Source organism: Kitasatospora sp. NPDC089913 (assembly GCF_044748625.1).
GTDB lineage: Bacteria > Actinomycetota > Actinomycetes > Streptomycetales > Streptomycetaceae > Kitasatospora.
On sequence record NZ_JBIVGI010000006.1, the window covers coordinates 221,310 to 240,344 of the forward strand.

Annotated in this window: 16 protein-coding genes; 1 reads left to right on the forward strand and 15 read right to left on the reverse strand. The window is 74.9% G+C overall.

What is annotated here, in order from left to right; genetic code table 11:
• Positions 1-152: 152 nt before the first annotated feature.
• The 4 genes from ACIPYS_RS12410 to ACIPYS_RS12425 form a co-directional block, all read right to left on the reverse strand.
• Positions 153-797 carry a response regulator gene (locus tag ACIPYS_RS12410; RefSeq protein ID WP_391389269.1) on the reverse strand — a complete coding sequence of 215 codons (645 nt, stop codon included), beginning with the start codon at positions 795-797 and terminating at the stop codon, positions 153-155.
• Positions 788-2,074: a sensor domain-containing protein gene (locus ACIPYS_RS12415; RefSeq protein WP_400745701.1), complete on the reverse strand. Its 1,287-nt coding sequence runs from the start codon at positions 2,072-2,074 to the stop codon at positions 788-790. The genes ACIPYS_RS12410 and ACIPYS_RS12415 overlap by 10 nt, the downstream gene beginning before the upstream one ends.
• A gap of 161 nt (positions 2,075-2,235) precedes the next feature.
• Positions 2,236-2,448, reverse strand: coding sequence for a hypothetical protein (locus ACIPYS_RS12420; protein ID WP_400745703.1), 213 nt, complete (start codon positions 2,446-2,448; stop codon positions 2,236-2,238).
• A gap of 194 nt (positions 2,449-2,642) precedes the next feature.
• Positions 2,643-3,578 carry a TauD/TfdA family dioxygenase gene (locus tag ACIPYS_RS12425; RefSeq protein WP_400745704.1) on the reverse strand — a complete coding sequence of 312 codons (936 nt, stop codon included), beginning with the start codon at positions 3,576-3,578 and terminating at the stop codon, positions 2,643-2,645.
• Positions 3,579-3,744: 166 nt separating this feature from the next.
• On the opposite strand from ACIPYS_RS12425, the gene ACIPYS_RS12430 reads away from it, so the two are divergent.
• Positions 3,745-5,004, forward strand: a complete 1,260-nt coding sequence (locus tag ACIPYS_RS12430; protein WP_400745705.1) for an MFS transporter — start codon at positions 3,745-3,747, stop codon at positions 5,002-5,004.
• Positions 5,005-5,123: 119 nt separating this feature from the next.
• On the opposite strand, the gene ACIPYS_RS12435 is transcribed toward ACIPYS_RS12430, so the two are convergent.
• The 11 genes from ACIPYS_RS12435 to ACIPYS_RS12485 all read right to left on the reverse strand — a co-directional run bounded on the left by ACIPYS_RS12435 (position 5,124) and on the right by ACIPYS_RS12485 (position 19,016).
• On the reverse strand, positions 5,124-6,968 hold the full coding sequence (locus ACIPYS_RS12435) for a BTAD domain-containing putative transcriptional regulator (protein WP_400745706.1): 1,845 nt from the start codon (positions 6,966-6,968) through the stop codon (positions 5,124-5,126).
• A 174-nt stretch (positions 6,969-7,142) separates the two neighbouring features.
• Positions 7,143-8,117 (reverse strand): LuxR C-terminal-related transcriptional regulator, encoded by a 975-nt coding sequence (locus tag ACIPYS_RS12440; protein ID WP_400745707.1) that lies wholly within the window; start codon positions 8,115-8,117, stop codon positions 7,143-7,145.
• 337 nt (positions 8,118-8,454) lie between these two features.
• Positions 8,455-8,943: a YbaK/EbsC family protein gene (locus tag ACIPYS_RS12445; protein WP_391389258.1), complete on the reverse strand. Its 489-nt coding sequence runs from the start codon at positions 8,941-8,943 to the stop codon at positions 8,455-8,457.
• Positions 8,944-8,970: 27 nt separating this feature from the next.
• Positions 8,971-10,062 carry a zinc-binding dehydrogenase gene (locus ACIPYS_RS12450; protein ID WP_400745708.1) on the reverse strand — a complete coding sequence of 364 codons (1,092 nt, stop codon included), beginning with the start codon at positions 10,060-10,062 and terminating at the stop codon, positions 8,971-8,973.
• 31 nt (positions 10,063-10,093) lie between these two features.
• The gene (locus ACIPYS_RS12455; protein ID WP_400745710.1) at positions 10,094-10,363 is read right to left on the reverse strand and encodes an acyl carrier protein; all 270 of its coding nucleotides are present in this window, start codon (positions 10,361-10,363) and stop codon (positions 10,094-10,096) included.
• Between the two features lie 67 nt (positions 10,364-10,430).
• Positions 10,431-11,354 carry an alpha/beta fold hydrolase gene (locus tag ACIPYS_RS12460; RefSeq protein ID WP_400745861.1) on the reverse strand — a complete coding sequence of 308 codons (924 nt, stop codon included), beginning with the start codon at positions 11,352-11,354 and terminating at the stop codon, positions 10,431-10,433.
• An 82-nt stretch (positions 11,355-11,436) separates the two neighbouring features.
• Positions 11,437-12,891, reverse strand: a complete 1,455-nt coding sequence (locus ACIPYS_RS12465; RefSeq protein ID WP_400745712.1) for a condensation domain-containing protein — start codon at positions 12,889-12,891, stop codon at positions 11,437-11,439.
• Between the two features lie 43 nt (positions 12,892-12,934).
• Positions 12,935-13,720 (reverse strand): enoyl-CoA hydratase/isomerase family protein, encoded by a 786-nt coding sequence (locus ACIPYS_RS12470; protein WP_400745714.1) that lies wholly within the window; start codon positions 13,718-13,720, stop codon positions 12,935-12,937.
• 33 nt (positions 13,721-13,753) lie between these two features.
• Entirely contained in the window at positions 13,754-15,475 is a 1,722-nt protein-coding gene (locus ACIPYS_RS12475; protein WP_400745716.1) for an acyl-CoA dehydrogenase, read from the reverse strand.
• The gene (locus ACIPYS_RS12480) at positions 15,472-17,256 is read right to left on the reverse strand and encodes an acyl-CoA dehydrogenase family protein (protein WP_400745718.1); all 1,785 of its coding nucleotides are present in this window, start codon (positions 17,254-17,256) and stop codon (positions 15,472-15,474) included. Before ACIPYS_RS12480 ends, ACIPYS_RS12475 begins: the two co-directional genes overlap by 4 nt.
• Positions 17,253-19,016, reverse strand: coding sequence for a fatty acyl-AMP ligase (locus ACIPYS_RS12485; RefSeq protein ID WP_400745720.1), 1,764 nt, complete (start codon positions 19,014-19,016; stop codon positions 17,253-17,255). The genes ACIPYS_RS12480 and ACIPYS_RS12485 overlap by 4 nt, the downstream gene beginning before the upstream one ends.
• Positions 19,017-19,035: the final 19 nt, after the last annotated feature.

A 19,035-nucleotide genomic window follows, 5' to 3' on the forward strand; every position in this document is an offset into this window, starting at 1 on the left:
GGGTCCCGGCGTAGTGGCGCTCGGAGGAGAGCAGCGAGACGACTCCCCAGGAGGCGGCGGCGACGGAGAGGGCCAGGACGGCGAGCCCGGCGGTGACGATCCACCGGGCACGGGCGGGCGTCGTCCCGTTCGGGCCGGGCTCGGCAGTGATCTCAGGCTCCCAGGTAGCGCAGGACGGCCAGCACCCGGCGGTGCCCGCCGTCCACCTTCGGCAGGTCGAGCTTGGTGAAGATGCTGTTGATGTGCTTGCCGACGGCGCTCATGCTGATCGTCAGGCCCTCGGCGATGTCGGTGTTGGACGCGCCCTCGGCCATCAGCTTCAGCACGTCCAGCTCGCGGGCGCTGAGCGCGGCCAGCGGGTCGCGCCGGCCGCCGCGGGCCAGCAGCTGCTTGACCACCTCGGGGTCGAGCACGGTCTCCCCGGCACCGATCCGCTCCAGGGCCGCGACGAAGTCGTCGACGTCGTCGACCCGGTCCTTCAGCAGGTAGCCGATGCCGCTGCCGCCGCTGCCGACCAGTTCGACGGCGTACCGCTCCTCGACGTACTGGGAGAGCACGAGCACCCCGGTCCCGGGCCGTTCGGCGCGGATCGCGAGCGCGGCGCGCAGGCCCTCGTCGACGAAGGTCGGCGGCATCCGGACGTCGGTGACGACGACGTCGGGGTGGTGCTCGGCGACGGCGCGCAGCAGGGCCTCGCCGTCGGCGACGGCGGCGACGACCTCCAGGCCGGCCTCGGTGAGCAGCAGCGCGATGCCCTGCCGCAGCAGGGTGGAGTCCTCGGCGATCACTACCCGCATTGCACATCCACTTCGATCAGGGTCGGTCCGCCCGCGGGGCTGGTCACCCGCAGCCGGCCGTCCACGGCGGCGACCCGTCCGGCCAGTCCGGACAGCCCGCTGCCCCCGGCGGGGTCGGCGCCCCCGCGGCCGTCGTCGCCGATGGTAACGGTGAGCCGGTCGCCGGCCCGGCGGATCTCCACCCAGGCGCTGCCGGCCCGGGCGTGCTTGGCGACGTTGGTCAGCGCCTCGCTGACCACGAAGTAGGCGACGGCCTCGACGGCGGCGGGCGGGCGCGGTTCGGCCCGGACGTCGAGCCGGACGGGGACGGGGGAGCGGGCGGCGACGGCGGAGAGCGCGGCCTCCAGGCCCCGGTCGGTGAGCACCGGCGGGTGCAGGCCGCGGGCCAGGTCGCGCAGTTCGGCGATGGCGGCGCGGGCGTCGGTGCGGGCCTGTTCGACGATCTGCCGGGTGTCGTCGTCGCCGCTCCTCCGCAGCCGGGAGACGGCCCGGCCGAGGGTCATCGAGACGGCGACCAGGCGCTGTTGGGCGCCGTCGTGCAGATCGCGTTCGATCCGGCGGCGCTCCTCCTCCACGGCGCGCACCAGTTGGGCCCGGCTCTCGGTCAGTTCCTCGACCCGGCGGGTGAGTTGCTGGTCCCGGGGAGGGGCGAGCAGGGCGCGCGCGAGTGCGGTGTCCAGGGCGCGCAGGGCCAGGACCGCGGGCGGTGAGAGGAAGAACCCGGTGAGCGCCGCGGCGAGGGCCACGAGCAGGGCGGTCCCGGTGCTGTCCACGGTGAGCGGGCCGAGCACGGCGTGCCCGTCGGGCAGCCGGGACCAGTAGGCGGGGAGGGCGAGCAGGGTGAGCGGGACGGCCCAGGCGAGGACCGCGCCGCCGTTGGTGAGTACGGACAGCGGCAGCAGGGCGAGGAAGTAGCCGGCCTGCCGCCGGGTGCCGCGGTCGGTGGCGAGGGCGCGGGCGGAGCGCAGCGGGGCCGCGGCGGAGAGCCCGGGGAGCGGTGGGGCGGGGAGGTCGGGGCCGCCGGTGGCGGCGTGTCGGGCGCGTTCGGCCGCGGCGAGGAGGTGCAGGGCCCGGCCGGCGAGGAGGACGACCGGCAGGCCGGTCAGGGCGACCGGCAGCAGGCAGATCCCGGTCACCAGGGTGAGCAGGACGGCGAGTCCGGCGAAGGCGGCGAGGCCGTCGGTGGCGAGGTGGGCGCCGGCGCGCCACAGGTCCGGTGCCGCCGGTCCCCGGCGCGGCCGCCGGGACGGTCGTGCGGTCCCGCTCGCCGACGTCACCCGGATCCCCTCCCCGACCGCTGGCCGGGACGGTGCCCGGGTCGTGCTCCGGCCGCCTGCCGGACGGGTGCCCGGGGCGTTTCCCGGGCGGTGATCCGGGCGGTGTTCCGGGGCCGGGCGCGGTTGCCCCGGCACCCCGGACTCTACGGCCTTTGCGCAGGTCAGTCCCAGCCGTTGTTCATGGCGACGACGACGGTGCCGCCCGGGGCGGCCTCGACGCCGGCGGTGATGCCCAGGCCGTCGGCGACGGAGGCGGCGGTGGTCGGGAGGTGGGTGACCGCGGTGGCGGTGGCGGGCCCGGCGAACGCGGCGGCGGCGAGCAGGAGGCCGGCGGCCGGGGAGAGACGACGGGCGAGGAAGGCGGTGCTGGTCACGGTGGAACCCCCAGTGTCGGTGCGTCGGTGTCGTCGATGCACCAGATCCAATGTGTTTGCGGCGGTTTCGCGCGGTTCGGCGCGTTTCCTGCCGTCTGGAATCGATCCTCACACGGGGCGGAACGGGGTGTCAGCAGATCCCGGAGCCATGGTGCTGCCATGGCAGGGTGTTGCCAGGGGGGGCTCCGCGGGGGTCAGTCCGACATGGCCACCAGGACCCGTCGGGCCCCGGTGAACGGGCGCCGTCCGTGTGCGACCAGCACATTGTCGATCAGCAGGACGTCGCCCCGGCGCCAGTCGACGTCCACCGCCGCGGCGAGGCCCCGGTCGCGGACCTGGACCACGTCCTCGGCCGGGATCGGCGAGCCGTCGGCGAAGGTCACCGACTGCGGCAGTTGGTCGGCCGGCAGCAGCCGGGCCAGGGCGGCGGCGGTCTCGTCGCCGAGGGCGGCGGGGTGCCACTGGTCGGACTGGTTGAACCACACCTCGGCGCCGGTGCGCGGGTGGCGGACGGTGGCCGGCCGGTGCTGGGTGACCCGGAGGCCGCCGTCCCGGCGCCACTCGGCCTCGGCGCCCGCGGCGGCGAGGAAGGAGTCCACCCGGTCGCGCTCGTCGGTCTCGAAGGTGTCCTGCCAGCTCTTGCCGAGACCGAGGCCGCCGTGCAGGTTCTGGGTGTACCGGACGCCGCCGGCGAAGCGCTCGCGCACCGCGTCGTCCAGCGACTCCAGCCACAGCGCCGCGTCGACCACCGGGGTGGCGCCGCCGGTCTCCGCCGCGGTGACGCAGCAGAAGGCCAGCCGGCTCGGCCAACTGTGCGCGTAGGAGAGCTCGTTGTGCATCGAGATGGTGAACTCGGCCGGGTACTCGGTGGAGGTGTAGACGTTCTTGCCGACCTTGGTGCGCGGGGAGTTGCCGTGCACATAGGCGAGCCGGTTGGGCAGCAGCCGGTCCAGCACCTCGTCGACCCGCTCCTCGGTCACGCCGAAGCCGCGGAACACCAGCGCCTTCTCCCGGTCGAGCAGCGCCTGCGGGTCACCCTCGGCGGCGAGCCGGGACAGCAGCCCGTCGACGCCCGGCGCACCGGTCTCCGGGTAGATCTCGTACGGCTTCCAGCCAGTGCCCGTGCCCATCGTGGGAGCCCCTTCGTCTCGCTCGGTGCCACCCGGACCGGTGGCCGCCGGACAGGATCGCGGGGGGTTCTATACCCGGCCGATATCCGCGCCGCCGCCGCGGCCGGGCCCGGCCCGCCGTCCGGTCGTATAGGGACGGGATAGGCGGGACGGCCAGGCTCCGGACATGACCGACCTGATCGCCCCCGGGGCGACCGACGCCGACGGCCGGAACGATCCGCGACCCGACCCGCCGCTGCGCGCGAACAAGGACTTCCTCCGACTCTGGATCGGCGCGGGCGTCTCCCGCTTCGGCTCCACCGTCAGCATGGTGGCGTATCCGATGCTGGTGCTCTGGCAGACCGGCTCGGCGACCGCCACCGGCGCGGTGGGCTTCGCCGCGACCCTGCCCAATCTGCTGGTCCAGCTGCCGGCCGGGGCGCTGGTGGACCGCTGGGACCGCCGCCGGGTGATGCTCTGGTGCGACCTCGTCCGGCTGCTCGCCTTCGCCGCGGTGGCGGTGGCGGCCTGGCACGGGGCGGTGTGGCTGCCGCTGGTGCTGGCCGCCGCCTTCGTCGAGGGCACCCTGGGCATCCTGTACGGGACCGCCGAGCAGGCGGCCGTGCGCAGTGTCGTCCCGGTCGGTCAGCTGCCGGCCGCGCTGTCGCAGAACCAGGCCCGGGGCGCGGCGATCGGCCTGCTCGGGCAGCCGCTCAGCGGCCTGGTGTTCACCCTGGTCCGCTGGCTGCCGTTCGCCCTGACGGCGGCCCTCAACGCGGTCGCCCTGGTCTGCCTGGTGCTGATCCGCCGGGATCTGCGCCCGGTCAGGTCGGAGCCGCCCAAGCGGCTGCACGTGGACATCAAGGACGGTCTGGTCTGGCTCTGGCGGCGGCGCTTCCTGCGGATCATGACGGGGGTCTTCGCCGGCAGCAACCTGGTGTTCCAGGTGCTGGGCCTGACCCTGATGGTGGTGATCAAGGAGAACGGCGGCACCCCGACGACGCTGGGCGTGGTGTCGGCGGTCGGCGGGACCGGCGCCCTGCTGGGCGCGCTGGCCGCGGGCTGGTGGTCGGCGCGGTTCGGCCTGTACACCACGGCGGTGCTCGGCCATCTGATCTGGCTGGTGCTGATCCCGCTGCTGGCCGTGCAGCACGACGTGGTGGTGATCGCGGCGGTGGCGACGGTGGTGATGTTCGTCGCCAGCGTGTTCAACGTCTCCGGCAGCGTCTACATGGCGAGGACCACGCCGGAGGAGCTGCAGGGGCGGGTGATGGGCACCTCGGCCTTCCTGACCTCGGGGGCGAACGCGCTCGGCTCGCTGCTGGGCGGCTACGCGCTGGCCCACCTCGGCGCCGCCCGGACCGGGCTGGCCATCGGCGCGGTGCTGCTGGTGCTGACCCTGACGGTCGCGCTGAGCCCGACGGTCCGGGCGGAGACCCGCGGCTGAGCCCGGGGCCGGGCGGAGACCCGCGGCCGAGCCCCGGTCCGGTCCGCCCGTACGACGCGGACGCGCCCGGGCCCGGCCGCGGGGGATCCCACGGCCGGGCCCGGGCGCACCGGACCGGCTCAGCCCGTCGGGCGGAGGTTGACCACCGCGCGGGCGAGGCCGCGCCAGGGGTCCGGGTAGTCGTGCCGGGAGTCGTCGCCGAGGCCGGCGGTGAGCAGCAGCACCAGCTCGGGCAGCCGGTAGGCGGAGCCGCCGGGCCGTCCGGCGACGGGCTCCAGCAGCCGGGCGTCGACCAGCTCCTCCAGGGCACCCTCGACGGTGACCTCGGGCAGCCGGAGCAGCCGGGCGGCGGCCTCGGCGGGGAAGGCGCCGGTGCCGAAAGCGGACAGCGCGGGCAGGACCCGCCGGGTCCGCTCGTCGACGCCGTCCAGCGAGCGCAGCAGGCTCTCGCGGACCCGGAGTTCGCCGAAGCTCAGCTCGTCGAGCCGGGTGTCGGGGTCGGCCAGCCGGTCGGCCAGCCGGGCCGCGGACCACGACGGCCGGGCGGCCAGCCGGACCCCGGCGATCCGGACGGCCAGCGGCAGTCCGGCGCAGGCGGCGGCGATCTCCCGGGCGGCCCGCGGGTCGGCCCCGATCCGCTCCCCGGCGACGGCGGCGAGCAGGTCCGTCGACTCGTCCGCGGTGAACGGCGCGAGCACGGTGGTGTCGCGGGCCGAGGCACCGGTCAGGTGCCGGCGGCTGGTGACGATGACGGCCGCGTCCGGTCCGGTGGGCATCAGCGCGGTGATCCGGCCGGTGCCGGGCGCGTTGTCGAGCAGCACGAGCAGCCGGCGGCCGGCGCTGTGGGTGCGGTAGAGCCGGGTGAGTTCGTCCAGGCCGAGGTCGCGTCCGGCCGGTTCGACGCCGAGCGCGCGCAGGAAGCAGGTCAGGACCTCGGCCGGGTCCTTGGCAGCACTCTCGCCGTCGCCGAGGTCGGCGTACAGCTGGCCGTCGGGGAACCGCTCGCGCAGCAGGTGCGCGGCGTGCACGGCGAGCGCGGACTTGCCGATGCCGGCCGGGCCGGTGAGGAAGGCGCGCCGGGTGCGGGCGATCGGGTGCGGCTCCACCAGGTCGAGCAACCGGTCGAGTTCGTGCTGCCGGCCGGTGAAGTCGGGCAGGTCCGGCGGCAGCATGGCGGGGGCGGCGGGCCGCAGCGCGACCGGTTCGGACACCGGTTCGGGCGCGTGCTGCGCGAGGCTGCCGTCCAGCACGCCCATGTGGACGCCGGCCAGCTCCTCGCCGGGGTCGACGCCGAGCTCCTCGGCGAGGATCCGGCGCCCGGAGTGGAAGACGGCGAGCGCGTCGGACTGCCGGCCGCAGCGGTAGAGGGCGGTCATCAGCTGGGCCCGCATCCGCTCGCGCATCGGGTGCTCGGCGGTCAGGCCGGTCAGGTCGGGCACCAGCCGGTGGTGCCGGCCGAGTGCCAGCTCGGCCTCGAACCAGTCCTCCAGGGCCGCGAGGTGCAGCTCCTCCAGCCGCGGCCGCTCGACGTCGGCGAGGTGCTCGGTGACGTTGGTGAGGGCCGGGCCGCGCACCAGGTCCAGCGCGCTGCGCAGTTCGCGGGCCGCCTCGGCCCAGCGGCGGCCGGCCAGTGCCGTCCGGCCGGCCCCGGCGGAGCGCTCGAACTCGGTGAGGTCGAGCCCGGCCCGGTCGGCCCGCAGCAGGTAGCCGCGCGGGCGGCGGACCAGTTCGACGTCGGGGCCGAGCCGCTTGCGCAGCCGTGAGACGTAGGTGTAGATCTGCGCGCTCATCGTGGTCGGCGGGTCCCACGCCCACAGCATGCTGCTCAGCCGGTCGTCCGAGACGGTCTGCCCGTCGGCGAGGATCAGCGTGGCCAGCACGGTGTGCACCTTCGTGCCGGGCAGTTCGACCATCCTGCCGTCGTCGTCGTGGACCTCCACCGGACCCAGGACACCGAGGTGCATGTCTCCCCCTGCTGTTTGTGGACGATGAGCCGACGGGCGGAGGAATCCGGCACCGGTGTGCCGGCTTTCCGCCCAGCAGCGATTCTGTGCGCACATTTCGGCGGGGGGCAGGTGTGACGACCGTCAGGACCGTGACGTGGCAGGGTGTGGCCACGGGGGGGAACGGTCGGGGGCTCAGCCCACGAGGCCGGGGTCGACCCAGCCCTGGAGCAGCGCCATCATTCCGGCCTGGAACTTCGTCCGGGCACCCAACTGGGCTGCCAGGTCGGCGGTTTCCCGGCGGACGGTGCGCACCGACACGTCCAGTCGGCGGGCGATCATCTCGTCCGTGTGGCCCTTGGCGAGCAGGACCACGATCGCCTGGGAGCGCGGCGACAGTCCCGGTCCGGCGGTGGCGGGCGTGTCGAGGGCGGGCTGCGAGCTCTGCCAGACCCGTTCGAAGAGTTCGCAGAGCGCGCTGACCACGCCGTGGCCGCGCAGCACCAGGGCGCCCTTGCGGCTCTCCGCCGGGTCGACCGGCACGATCGCGGTGGCGCGGTCGTAGATCACCATCCGCGGCGGCAGCGTCGGCGCGACCCTGACCTGGGCGCCCTGTTCGGTGAGCCGCCGGGCGTAGGTCATGGTGTCGTTGTCGTTCTTGATGCTCTCCAGGTAGATCGAGCGCATCCGGACGCCGCGGCCCAGGACCGAGGTGTCCAGCGGGCGGCTCGCCTCGATGTTGGCGGGGGACATCGCCCCGGAGGGGACGAAGCCCATGACCTCCTCGGCGCAGCCGGAGGCGAGCGACTCGATCCGCAGCCGGACGGCGTCGATCCCGGTGAGGACCTCGCTGTCCGGATGCTGGCGGGTGTTGGTGAGGTCCGCGTAGTCGGCGACCACCTGGGCCAGCTCGCGCCGGCCGTACTCGACCTCCTCCAGGCGGCGCTGGAGCTCGGCCTCGCGGCGGTCGAGCAGGGAGCGCAGTCCGGCCTCGGGCTCCACCGGCCGCAGTTCCCCGGGTTCCTGCCAGGACGGCCGGACCAGCAGCAGCCGGGCCAGTTCGTCCATGGCGTCGCGGACCTCGGTCTCGGGGCGGCCGAGCCGTTGCGCGATGGCGGCGGTGCCGCTCGTCGGCGCCTTGAGCATTTCCTTGTACACGGCTTCGGTCAACGCATCGAGGCCGAGCGATCTGAGCATTCCCTCGTCCAAAGTCCGCGAAGTGGAGAAATGGGCGGATCGCCAGGGAATGCGCGGGCAGCATGAATTGACCTTGCGCGGAGAGTGCGCACGGCGAATCAATCCCCCGGTTGAATCCTTGCCGACCTCGCTCTGAGTCTCTGGCACCGGGCGCTGGGTAGTCAAGCGGAGCGCGATCTCTTGGTTATTTCTTGGGAATCCGCGGACCCGGCAAAGCGGGCGCGGCCGCCGCGCCGCAATGGTTAATGGGAATTGGCCGGGCGGCGCCCCCGGGGTGAAGGGGCGCCGCCCGGCCGGATCCGCCGCCGGATCAGGTGATGGTGACCACCTGCGGTGCGGCGACGCGGAGGTAGTCCGCGGCCGGGATGGCGACCGAGCGGTCCAGCCTGGCCGCGTTGAAGTACAGCTCGGGCTCCTCGAAGAGCGCCGGGTCGGCGAGCACCGCGAGCTCGGTGTGGAACGAGAAGGGGGTGATCGTTCCGCTCACCGTGCCGCCGAGCTGCTCGGCGGTGTCCTGGTCGGCGAACTGGGCCCGGCCGCCGCCGCAGGCCCGGGCCACCTGCTTGAGCTTGACCCGGCGGTCGCCGGGGACGACGGCGAGCACGTGCCGGTGCGAGGGTGTCGCGCCGGCCCTGGTCACGGTGACGACCATGCACTTCGCGGCGGCGGAGAGCTTGTGGCCCCGCAGCTCGCTGGCGTGGACGGTTCGGCCCTCCGGCGGATGGTCCATCAGCCGGTAGGGCACCCGGTCGCGGTCGAACAGGTCGAGCAGTCGCCGGTATGTGGGTTCAGTGATCACTGGTCCTCCAGAGGTGTCGGATCGCGTTCACCGAATGGCTGCACGGTCCAGCGAAGGATCCACGACGATCTTCGCGTGGCGGTCCGGCTCGCCGAGTTCGGCGATGGCTCCGGTCAGCCCGTTCAGGCCGGTGGTGCCGGTGACGACGGCACCGGCGTCGATCCGGCCTTCCGCGATCTCTCGCAGGGTCTGCCGGTACTCGGCCGGACTGCTGCCGAAGGAGCCCCTGATGTCCAGCTCCTTGTTGGCCAGCAGCCCGGGGTCGATGGGGTCGGGGCGCAGGCAGACGCCGACCAGGACGATCCTGGCGGCGGCCGGGGCGCCCTCCACGACCCGGGCGAGCATGCCGGGGGCACCGACACACTCGAAGACGGCGGCCTCGGTGGGGCGCAGGCCCCGGTACTCGGCGGCCATCCGGTCCATCATGCCGGGGATCACGCCGAGCGAGGTCCACCGGTCGTACGGGGACTCCACCGCGGGGTCGATCAGCAGGTCCGCTCCCAACTGCGCGGCGAGCGCCCGGCGCCGGGGGGAGAAGTCGACCGCGACCACCGGGCCGTGGCCGCGGGCCTTGAGCACCGCCACCACGGCCAGGCCGACCGGGCCGAGACCGATCACCATGGTGACCGTGCCGGGCGCGAGTTCGGCCCGCCGCACGGCGCGCGCCGCCACCGAGAACGGCTCGGTGAGCGCGGCCGTGCGCGGGTCGAGCCCGTTCGGGACCGGCAGGGTGAAGGCCTCGGAGAGGACCATGTACTCGCCGAAGCCGCCCGGGTAGGCCGGCGTGTAGCCGATGATCCCGTTGCCCTGCGGCCCGGCACCGATCGGCGGGCCGCAGACCACGGTGCCGACCGGCAGCGCCCCGACCGTGCCGGGGCCGTAGTCGACGATCTCCGCGGCGAACTCGTGCCCGAGCACGAGCCCGTCGCGGATGTCGTGCGCCGTTCCGCCGGAACGCCGGACGACGTCGTTGAACGCCTCGGGGTCGTCGAGCGCGTGCAGGTCGGATCCGCAGATCCCGCAGGCCAGGGTGCGCACCAGCACCTGCCCGGCCCGGGGCACCGGGTCGGGGACCTCCTCGACGACGAGCTTCCCCGCACGGGTGACGGCTGCGCGCATGTGACCGGCCTCCTGTTTCCGTCGCGCCGGGTCAGGCCGGGGTCGCCGCGGTGGCCAGGCGCTCCTGGAGCAGGCCGACCAGCGCGTCGACCGTCGGGTAGTCCCAGGCGAGGGTCGGTTCGACCTCGATCCCGTACTCGTCCTCGACGTCGCCGCACAGGGCCAGCGCGTAGACGGACTCCAGGCCGTACTCGACCAGCTTGACGTCCGGGGCGATCTGCTCGGCCGGGATCTCCAGGTAGAAGGCGACCCGGTCGGTCAGCCAGGTGGTCAGTTCGGCGGCGGGTGCGGTGGTGCTCATGGTGGACATCTCCATCGGAAGGGGTGGTGGTCGGGGTTCGTGGTCAGGGCTTGTGATCGGGGGCTGGTCAGGGGGCTGGTCGGTCGAGCGCGGAGGCGAACCCGACGAGTGCGGCCGTGACCTCGTCCGGCCGCTCCTGCTGGGTCCAGTGCCCGCAGCCGGGGAGGATCCGTGCCTCCCGCAGCCCGGGCGCCCACAGCCGGAGGTCGTCGGCGAGCCGGGCGTGGTCGAGATCCCGGACGACGAAGTCGTTGTCGCCGGCCAGGTAGAGCGCGGGCGGCTCGATCCGGGCCCGGTTGAGCGGGGCCGTGAGGTCCCAGTTGCGGTGCAGGTTGCGGTACCAGTTGAGGCCGCCGGTGAAGCCGGTGCGGGCGAACTCGCCGGCGTACACGGCGAGGTCGGCCCCGGTCAGCCAGTCGGGCCGCCGGGCGTCCGCCGGGAACAGGTCCAGGAAGCCGCCGTCCGCGGGAACGGCGGGGTCGAAGGCCGGCGCAGCCCCGGAGGTGCCGGCCAGCAGCCGGACCAGTGCGGCGGGCACGTCCCGGCCCAACTCGGCCTCGGCACGGCCGGGTTCCTGGAAGTACAGCATGTAGAAGCGCTCGCCCGCGGCGCGGCGCATCGCCGGCAGCGGCGGCAGGCCCGGCCGGGGCCGGTAGGGGATGCTCATCCCGGCCACGCCGCGGACCAGGTCCGGCCGCATCAGCGCGGTGTGCCAGGCGAGTTGCGAACCCCAGTCGTGCCCGGCCAGCACCGCCCGGCGCTCACCGAGCGCCCCGATCAGGGCGACGACGTCACCGACCAGGTGGTGGATCGTGTACTGGTCGGCCTCGGTGGGGGACTCGGTCCGGCCGTAGCCGCGCAGGTCGGGGGCGACGGCCCGGAACCCGGCCGCGGCCAGCCCGGTCAGCTGGTGCCGCCAGGAGTACCAGAGCTCGGGGAAGCCGTGCAGCAGCAGGACCAGCGGCCCTTCGCCGGCCTCCGCGACGTGCATGGCGCGCCCGGCCACCCGCAGCGTCCGGTGGGTGACCCCGGGGAGCTCCGGGAACTCGGGGAGCTCGGGGAGTTTCGACGGCTCAGCCACGGCGGGCCCTCCGTCGCGGGGCGGGCTCCGCGCCGAAGCCCATCAGCCCGGCCAGTTCGGCGTCGTCGACCAGGCGCAGCCGGGCCACCGGGGCGTCCGGGTCGGCCAGTGCCGCGTCGAGCGCCCGCAGGAAGTGGCCGGCGAAGCGTTCGACGGTGGCCGGGTCGAACAGGTCCACGTCGTAGCGGAAGTCCACCGCCAGCGAGGAGGCGCTCTGCCGGACGCTCACCGCGAGGTCCAGCTGTCCTTCCGCCTGCGGGAGTTCGAACGGCGCGACGGTGAGCCCGGCGAATTCGGCGGGCCGGCCGCCGTCGGCGTCCAGCAGCAGCCGCAGCAGCGGTTCCGGGGTGGCGGTGCCGACCAGGTTGAAGGTGATCCGGCAGAGCGAGGAGCCGGCGCCGGTGCGCGGCCGGTTGACCGTCCGGGTCAGCAGCTCGAAGGGGTAGACGGCGGCGCCGAGCCCGGCCTTCACCTGCCGGTCGGCGGCCGCGGCCGCCTCGCGGAAGGTCGTGCCGGGGTCGAAGTCGCCTCGGAAGACCAGGGTGTTGACGAAGTTGCCGACCACCTCGCGGACCACCGGGCTGGTCCGGGTGGTGGTCGGGCAGCCGATCAGGAAGCCGTTCTGCCGGGTGCGGCGGTGCAGCAGGCTCTGGAACGTCCCGAGCAGCACCGAGAACAACGAGACGCCGCTGCTGCGGGCGAGTTCGCGCAGCGCCTCGACCCTGCCGTCCGCCAGATCGAGGTGGTGGGTGGCGCCGATCCGGCTCGAACTCGTGGGCCGGGGGCGGTCGGTGGGCAGCTCGGCGGGGGCGGCGTCGGCACAGACCCGGTGCCAGTGCTGTTCCATCCGCGCGCCGCGCGGCGAGTCCAGCACCGTGCGCTCCTTGGCCACGTGGTCGGCGTAGCTGCCCTTCGGCGGCGGGGCTTCCGCCGTGGCGAGAGGCTCCGCCGCGGCGAGGCCGTCCGCGCCGTCGCCGACCAGCCGGCGGTAGCCGTGCAGCAGGTCGCGCACGATCAGCCAGTTGGAGGTGGCGTCGGTGCCGATGTGGTGCCCGGCCGTCAGCAGGACGGCGTCCGTCCCGCCCCGGCGCAGCAGGACGAAGCGGAAGGCGCCGTCCCGCTCCAGCCGGAACGGCTCGCGCAGCGCCGCCCGGGCCGCCGCGGCGAGCCCCTCGGGGTCGGTGCCGGGCAGCTCGCGGACCTCCAGGCCGAGCGGGTGGCGCTCGCCGACCAGCCGCACGGCCTGCCCGTCGACCTCCCGGAACACCGAACGGACCATGTCGTGCCGCTCGGCGAGCGCCTCGACGGCGGCGCGCAGGGCGGGCAGGTCGACGGCGGAGCGCACGGTCAGCGCGCAGCCGGTGTTGTACACCGCGGCGTCCGGGGCGAGCCGGTAGAGGAACCACAACGCCTGCTGCGCGTGGGAGAGTTGCTGTGGATCGGTCATCGTCGTCTTCTGTTCCGGGGGTCAGTGGTTCCGGGGGCCGGGGTCAGCGGCCGAGGAAGGCGGGCCGGGCGCCGTCGAGCTGGGCCCGCATGCCGATCCGCTGGTCCTCGGTGGCGAACAGGGCGGTGAACTGCCGTCGTTCCAGGTCGAGTCCGGCGCCCAGCGGCAGGTCGAGCCCGTCGTCCACGGCCCGTTTGGCGGCGGCAAGGGCCGCCGTCGGACCGGCCGCGAAGCGCCGGGCGGTGCGCAGCGCGGCCTCGTACACCTCGGGGTCGGGGACGGTCTCGTCGACCAGGCCGATCCGCAGGGCCTCGGCGGCGGTCAGCCGCCGGCCGGTGAGGATCAGCCGTTTGGCGGGGCCGGCGCCGATCAGCCGGGGCAGTCGCTGGGTGCCGCCGGTGCCGGGGATCACGCCCAGTTCGATCTCCGGCAGCCCGAGCACGGCGCTCTCGCCGGCCACCCGCAGGTCGGCGCAGAGCGCCAGCTCCAGTCCGCCGCCGAGCGCGTACCCGGTGATCGCGGCGACCACCGGCTTGCCGATCCGGGCGAGGGCGTCCAGCGCGGTGTGCAGCCGGCCGGTGTAGGCGTCCACCTCGGCCGGGCTCCGTTCGGCGAGGTCCTTGACGTCGGCGCCGGAGCCGAAGACCCGCCGTCCGCCGTACAGGACCACCGCGCGGACGGCCGGGTCGCCGTCCAGCTGCTCGGCGGCGGCGGTCAGTTCGGCCGGGACCCGGGGGTCGGTGCCGCTGATCCTGGGCCGCAGCAGCCGGACGGTCGCCACCGCCCCGTCGGTCGCGGCGTCCGGTTCGATCCGCAGAAATGTGCCCACTGTCTCTCCTCCTCCTCGGGTCCGGGGCGACGCTCAGGCGAGCTGCCGGCCGACCAGGTCGAAGCCGCGGCCGTCCTGGTGGCGTTCGACCAGCTCGGCGAACACCTCGGCGTGCGCGGCGTCGGCGCCGGGCACCGGCGGGCGGCCGAGCCGGGCGGTCAGCCGGGCGAGCGCGGCGGCGAGCCAGCCGGTGCCGCGCAGGAACGCGCCCGGGTGGTCCGGGTTGTGCAGCCAGACGCCCAGGCAGCTCGCGGCCGCCAGCAACACCCCGTAGCGCTCGGCCAGCCGGAAGCTCACCGGGCCGGCCAGCGGTGTCCGGTCGCGCGGCGCCAGCTCCAGGCAGGACCGTCGGAGGTCGCCCAGTTCGTCCAGCAACTGGGCGCAGAGCGGGCCGAGCACGGGTTCGGCGGCCAGCCGGGCGGCGGCGTCGACCAGGGTGCCGAGCAGCGGGTCCTCCCGTCCCGCGGTCACTCCGAGCCGGCCGAGGTCCAGCTCGGGCAGTTCCCCGGCCAGGTGGAACAGCTCCGCCGGGGCGGGGCCGTCGGTCAGCCAGCTCTGCCGGGCCAGCCGGGGCAGCTGGGGGATGACGGTGGCCTGGCAGACCGTGCCGCCGGCGTGCACCAGCGAGGCCACCGGCAGGTCCCGGGCGTGCTTCTGGAAGATCCCGTACGGGCCCTCGCGCAGGAACGACCGGGCGCCGAGCAGCACGCCGAGCCGGTCGACGGACTCCCGGTACAGCGTCGGCACCAGGTGCTTGACCGAGGCCGCGTACACGCTGGTGCGCTCGGGCAGTACGTGCAGGGCCCGGCAGACGGTGGTGGTGAAGCAGTCGGCGACCAGCAGGTCGAGGAAGGCCCCGGTGAGGACGGCGCGGGCGTGCGGGAGGTCGGCCACCGCGCGGTGGTAGAGCCGGCGGCCGAGCGCGAAGTCGGTGACGGTGCGCAGCTGCTGGTCCACCGCGCCGAGGGCGGCGGCGGGCAGCACGGCCCGGGTGATCTGGAAGGCGCGCAGGATGGTCTCCATCGCCTCGCCGGTGCCGCCGGCGATCGAGGTGACCGGCAGCGGGCAGTCCCGGAACTCCAGGCCGCCCAGGTACATCGAGCGCACGCCGGAGGTGCGGTAGCGGGGGAGGAAGCGCAGCCGGTCGCGCGGCGCGGCGGCCATGTCGACCAGCACCATCGAGTGGCTGCGGCTGCCCGGCTCCTCGCTGGTGCGGGCGAGCACGGTGACCGCCTCGGCCCGGGCCAGGTTGTTGATGATCTCCTTGCGGCCGTTCAGCACGAGTTCGTCGCGGCGGACCTCGGCCCGGAAGGCGGTGCGGGTCACGTCGTTGCCGGTGCCGAGGTCCGTGTAGGCGGCGGCGATCCGGCCGTTGCCGAGCAGCACCCCGGCCAGCCATTCCTGCTGCTGGGCGCTGCCCTCGGACCAGACGTTCACCGAGCCGACCAGGTTGCTGGCGCCGTGGCCGAGGGCGAGCGCGCCGTCCCGGCGGAACAGCGGACGCAGCACCCGGGCCAGCCGGTCGGCCCGGTCGAGCCGTCCGCCGAGCCGGCGCGGCACGAACTCGGCGCCGAGACCGTAGGCGTCCAGGGCGCGTTCGCCGGCCTGCAGCAGGTCGCCGCGCTCGTCGGCGGCGAGGAAGGCGTCGAAGCCGAGCGGGTTGTCCCGGTGGTCCGGGTCGCCGAACAGAGCCTCCAGCGGGTCCGGGGTGTCCAGGGCGGCGTAGAGCGCGGGGGAGGTCGTGGCGGTGCTCATGCGGCGCCCTTCACCAGGGGGTAGTGGAGCAGGGACGGGAGGGTGCCGGCGCGCAGCTGCTCGGTCAGCGGCGGCACCAGGCGGTCCAGGACGTCGTCCTGCGGGTCGGGGCGGCCGGGGGCGAGGCGTGCCAGCACCCGGGCCAGCGCGGCCTCCAGCCAGAGGCCGCCGGTCCACAGCGCGGCGGCCGGTCCGGCGTTCTCCCCGGCGTCGGCGCGGTTGCGCAGCCACAGGTGGATCGCGGCCGAGGCGGCGTAACCGGCGGTGTAGCGCTCGGCCAGGGTGAAGGCGGCGGCCGGTACCTCGACCGGGGTCGGGCGGTGGGCGGCGAGTTCGACGGCGAGACCGTCCACGGCGGCCCGGACGGCCTGTGCCCGGCGGGCCAGCGAGGCCGGGACGGTGCCGTCGGCCGCGAGCGCGGTGAGCTCCTCGACGCCGTCGGCCAGCGCCTGGAGCAGGCTGGTGCCGGTCCGGGGCAGCAGGGACAGCCGGTCCCGGTCGAAGCCGGGCAGCGGGGCGGCGAGGTCGGTGGCGGCGGCCAGGCCCTCGGCGTCCACCGTTCGACGCTTCAACTGCCGCGCCAGCAGTGGGAACTGGTTGATCAGCGCGTGCAGGTTGACCAGCGTGTTGCCGTCGAAGATGCCGACGATCCGGTGGTCGCGCTGGACCTTCTGGAAGCGGCCGTGCCGGTGGGTGCCGTCGGCGAGCAGCGAGCGGGCGCCGAGCACCGTGCCGAGCCGGGTGATCGCCTCGTCCACCACGGTGGGGACGAAGTACTTGGTGACGGCGGAGACCACCGCGAGCTCGCCGGTGAGGGCGTGGACGCTGCGGGTGGAGACCAGGGTGACGGCCTCGGCGAGCAGGACGTCGGCGTAGGACTCGCCGAGCATCCGCCGGGTCTGCGGCAGTTCGGCCAGCCGGCGGCCGTAGGCCTCCCGGTCCAGGGCGAAGCCGGCGGCCAGGTCGAGCGCGTTGTCGGCGGCGCCCAGCGACAGCGAGGCGCACAGGATCCGGGTCAGCTGCAGGCTCTTGAGCACGGTCTCGGTGCCCGAGCCCTCCGCCCCGACCAGGGCACCGGCCGGTACCTCGGCGTCGGTGAAGGCCACCCCGCTGATGTCGGCGCCCCGGATGCCGTGCAGCCGCACCGCGGGCAGCGGCCGGTAGCCGGGGCGGCCCAGCCGCTGCTTGTCGATCATCAGCAGGCTGAAGTCGCGCGCCCCGCCCTCGTCGGCGGTGCGGGCCAGCAGGCAGATCAGGTGGCCCCGGTTGGCGTTGTTGATCAGCCACTTCTCGCCGTTGACCAGGTAGCCGCCGGCGGTGCGGTCGGCCCGGACCTCGCCCGCGAGCAGGTCGCTGCCGTGCTCGCGCTCGGTCAGCCCCCAGGAGACGACCGCGCCGTCCAGCACCGCGGAGGCCAGCCGCTCGGCCTGCTCGCGGCTGCCGCCGACCCAGACCGAGACGGCGCCGAGGAAGGTCTTGCCGTGCGCGATCGCCACCGTCAGGTCGCGGCGGGCGACCGCGCGCATCAGCTGCAGCACCTGCTCGTAGCTGTCCAGGGTGCCGCCGTACGCGGCGGGCACGTAGTGCGCGGGCAGGCCGAGCAGGTCCAGTTCGCGGCAGATCTCGAGCGGGAACTCCTCGCGCTCGTCCAGCGCCGCGCAGCGGGCGTAGGAGAACAGCCGGCCGTCGTCCTCCGGGTCGCCCAGGCGGCGGTCCATCGCGGCGGCGGTGAGGCAGGCGGCGTGGGTCGCTCCGGGGTGGGCCGCTCCGGCGTGGGTCATTCCGCGCTCACCCCGGCCGCGGCGGCCGCGGGTGCGGTGGCGCGGTAGCGGGCGACGGTGGCCGGGTCGAGGTCCTCGAACAGCGGCTCCAGCTTCCCGGCGACGAACAGCTCGCGCATCAGCGTGCGCCGCACCTTGCCGCTGGTGGTCTTCCGGACCTGGCCGGGGCGCAGCAGCACCAGGTTGGGCACCCGCACCCCGAGCCGGGCCGACAGTTCGCCGCGCACCTGCCGGGCCAGCTCGGCCAGTTCCTCCGGACCGGCCTTGGGCCGCCGGACCTCCTGCATGACGACGATCTCCTCGCGGGGCGCCGGCACCGAGCAGACGCTGCCGGTCAGCCCCTGGAAGCCCTCGTGCAGGTTGAGCACCTCGCGCTCGATGTCGTGCGGGTAGAGGTTGCGGCCGTTGACGATCAGCACCTCCTTGATCCGCCCGGTGACGTAGAGGTGCCCGTCGTGCAGGGCACCGGTGTCGCCGGTGCGCAGGAAGCCGGACTCGCCCTCGGCGGTGACGGCGCGGAAGGTCTCCTCGGTCGCCTCCTCGTTGCGCCAGTAGCCGGCCGCGACGCTGCCGCCGCGCACCCAGATCTCGCCGACGCCGCCCTCGGGCAGGGTGGCCCGGGTCCGCGGGTCGACGATCCGCACGTCCAGGTCGTGCACCCGGCCGCTGCTCACCAGTGCCGGGCCCGGGCCGGGGCGCAGCTCGCCGGCGGCCAGGGCGTCGGCGTCGACGGCGGTCAGCACCGGCGGCTCGCCGGGCAGGGTGCCGGAGACGATCAGGGTGGTCTCGGCCATGCCGTAGCAGGGGCTGAAGTGGTCCTCGCGGAAGCCGGCCGGGGCGAAGCGCTCGGTGAAGCGGCGCAGGGTGTCGGCGTGCACGGGTTCGGCGCCACTGCCCGCGCTGACCAGGGTGCTGAAGTCGAGTCCGGCCAGCTGGGCGTCGGTGACCCGGCGGACGCAGAGGTCGTAGGCGAAGTTCGGGGCGACCACGGTGCGGATCCGCCTGGCGCCGATCAGCTCCAGCCACAGGTGCGGGCGGCGCAGGAAGTCCATCGGGGCGAGCTGGTACGACACCGCGCCGTGGAAGAGCGGGGTGAGCAGCATGCCGATCAGGCCCATGTCGTGGTGCTGGGGCAGCCAGGTGCAGGAGCGGCTGTCCGGGTCGACGCCGAAGGCCCGGGTCATCAGCCCGAGGTTGTGGTCGAGCGCGCCGCGGGTGACCATCACGCCCTTGGGCGCGCTGGTCGAGCCGGAGGTGTACTGGACGATCACCAGGGCGTCGGCGGGGACCTCCTCGGCCCGCCAGTGCGGCGCGTCCGGCAGGTCGAGCCGGTCGGTCGCCACACACGGGACGTCCTCGGCGCCCGCGCGGGTCAGGAAGCCGGCGGCGGTCTCCCGGTTGGCCTCGTCGGTCAGTACCAGCCGGACGTCCGCGTCCCGGACGATGCCGTCCGAACGCGAGCTGTGGCCGCGCTGGGTGCTGGGCTGCGGGGCGGGGACGGCGACCACGCCCGCGTACAGGCAGCCGGCCAGCACGGTGACGAACTCGGGGCCGGTGCCGTACAGCAGCAGCACCCGGTCGCCGACGGCGCAGCGCTCGCGCAGCCAGCGGGCCACGGCCCGGGCCCGGCGGTCCAGTTCGCCGTAGGTCAGCGGCTCCTCGACGAGCCCGCCGGCGGCGGTCCGGACGAAGACCACCGCTTCCCGGTCGGGGATCTCGCGGCCGTGCCGGACCAGCCGGCTCACCAGGTCATCGGGCATCGGGGTGGGCGTCCTCTCG

What these genes read in the sequence shown, in the direction of transcription:
- ACIPYS_RS12460 (WP_400745861.1), bottom strand. Translation starts at nt 11,354, where the DNA reads ATGCACGTCGCGGAGGCCGGCGAAGGGCCGCTGGTCCTGCTGCTGCAC.
- ACIPYS_RS12475 (WP_400745716.1), bottom strand. Translation starts at nt 15,475, where the DNA reads ATGAGCACCGCCACGACCTCCCCCGCGCTCTACGCCGCCCTGGACACC.
- ACIPYS_RS12480 (WP_400745718.1), bottom strand. Translation starts at nt 17,256, where the DNA reads ATGACCCACGCCGGAGCGGCCCACCCCGGAGCGACCCACGCCGCCTGC.
- ACIPYS_RS12410 (WP_391389269.1), bottom strand. Translation starts at nt 797, where the DNA reads ATGCGGGTAGTGATCGCCGAGGACTCCACCCTGCTGCGGCAGGGCATC.
- ACIPYS_RS12485 (WP_400745720.1), bottom strand. Translation starts at nt 19,016, where the DNA reads ATGCCCGATGACCTGGTGAGCCGGCTGGTCCGGCACGGCCGCGAGATC.
- ACIPYS_RS12450 (WP_400745708.1), bottom strand. Translation starts at nt 10,062, where the DNA reads ATGCGCGCAGCCGTCACCCGTGCGGGGAAGCTCGTCGTCGAGGAGGTC.
- ACIPYS_RS12425 (WP_400745704.1), bottom strand. Translation starts at nt 3,578, where the DNA reads ATGGGCACGGGCACTGGCTGGAAGCCGTACGAGATCTACCCGGAGACC.
- ACIPYS_RS12455 (WP_400745710.1), bottom strand. Translation starts at nt 10,363, where the DNA reads ATGAGCACCACCGCACCCGCCGCCGAACTGACCACCTGGCTGACCGAC.
- ACIPYS_RS12465 (WP_400745712.1), bottom strand. Translation starts at nt 12,891, where the DNA reads ATGACCGATCCACAGCAACTCTCCCACGCGCAGCAGGCGTTGTGGTTC.
- ACIPYS_RS12435 (WP_400745706.1), bottom strand. Translation starts at nt 6,968, where the DNA reads ATGCACCTCGGTGTCCTGGGTCCGGTGGAGGTCCACGACGACGACGGC.
- ACIPYS_RS12430 (WP_400745705.1), top strand. Translation starts at nt 3,745, where the DNA reads ATGACCGACCTGATCGCCCCCGGGGCGACCGACGCCGACGGCCGGAAC.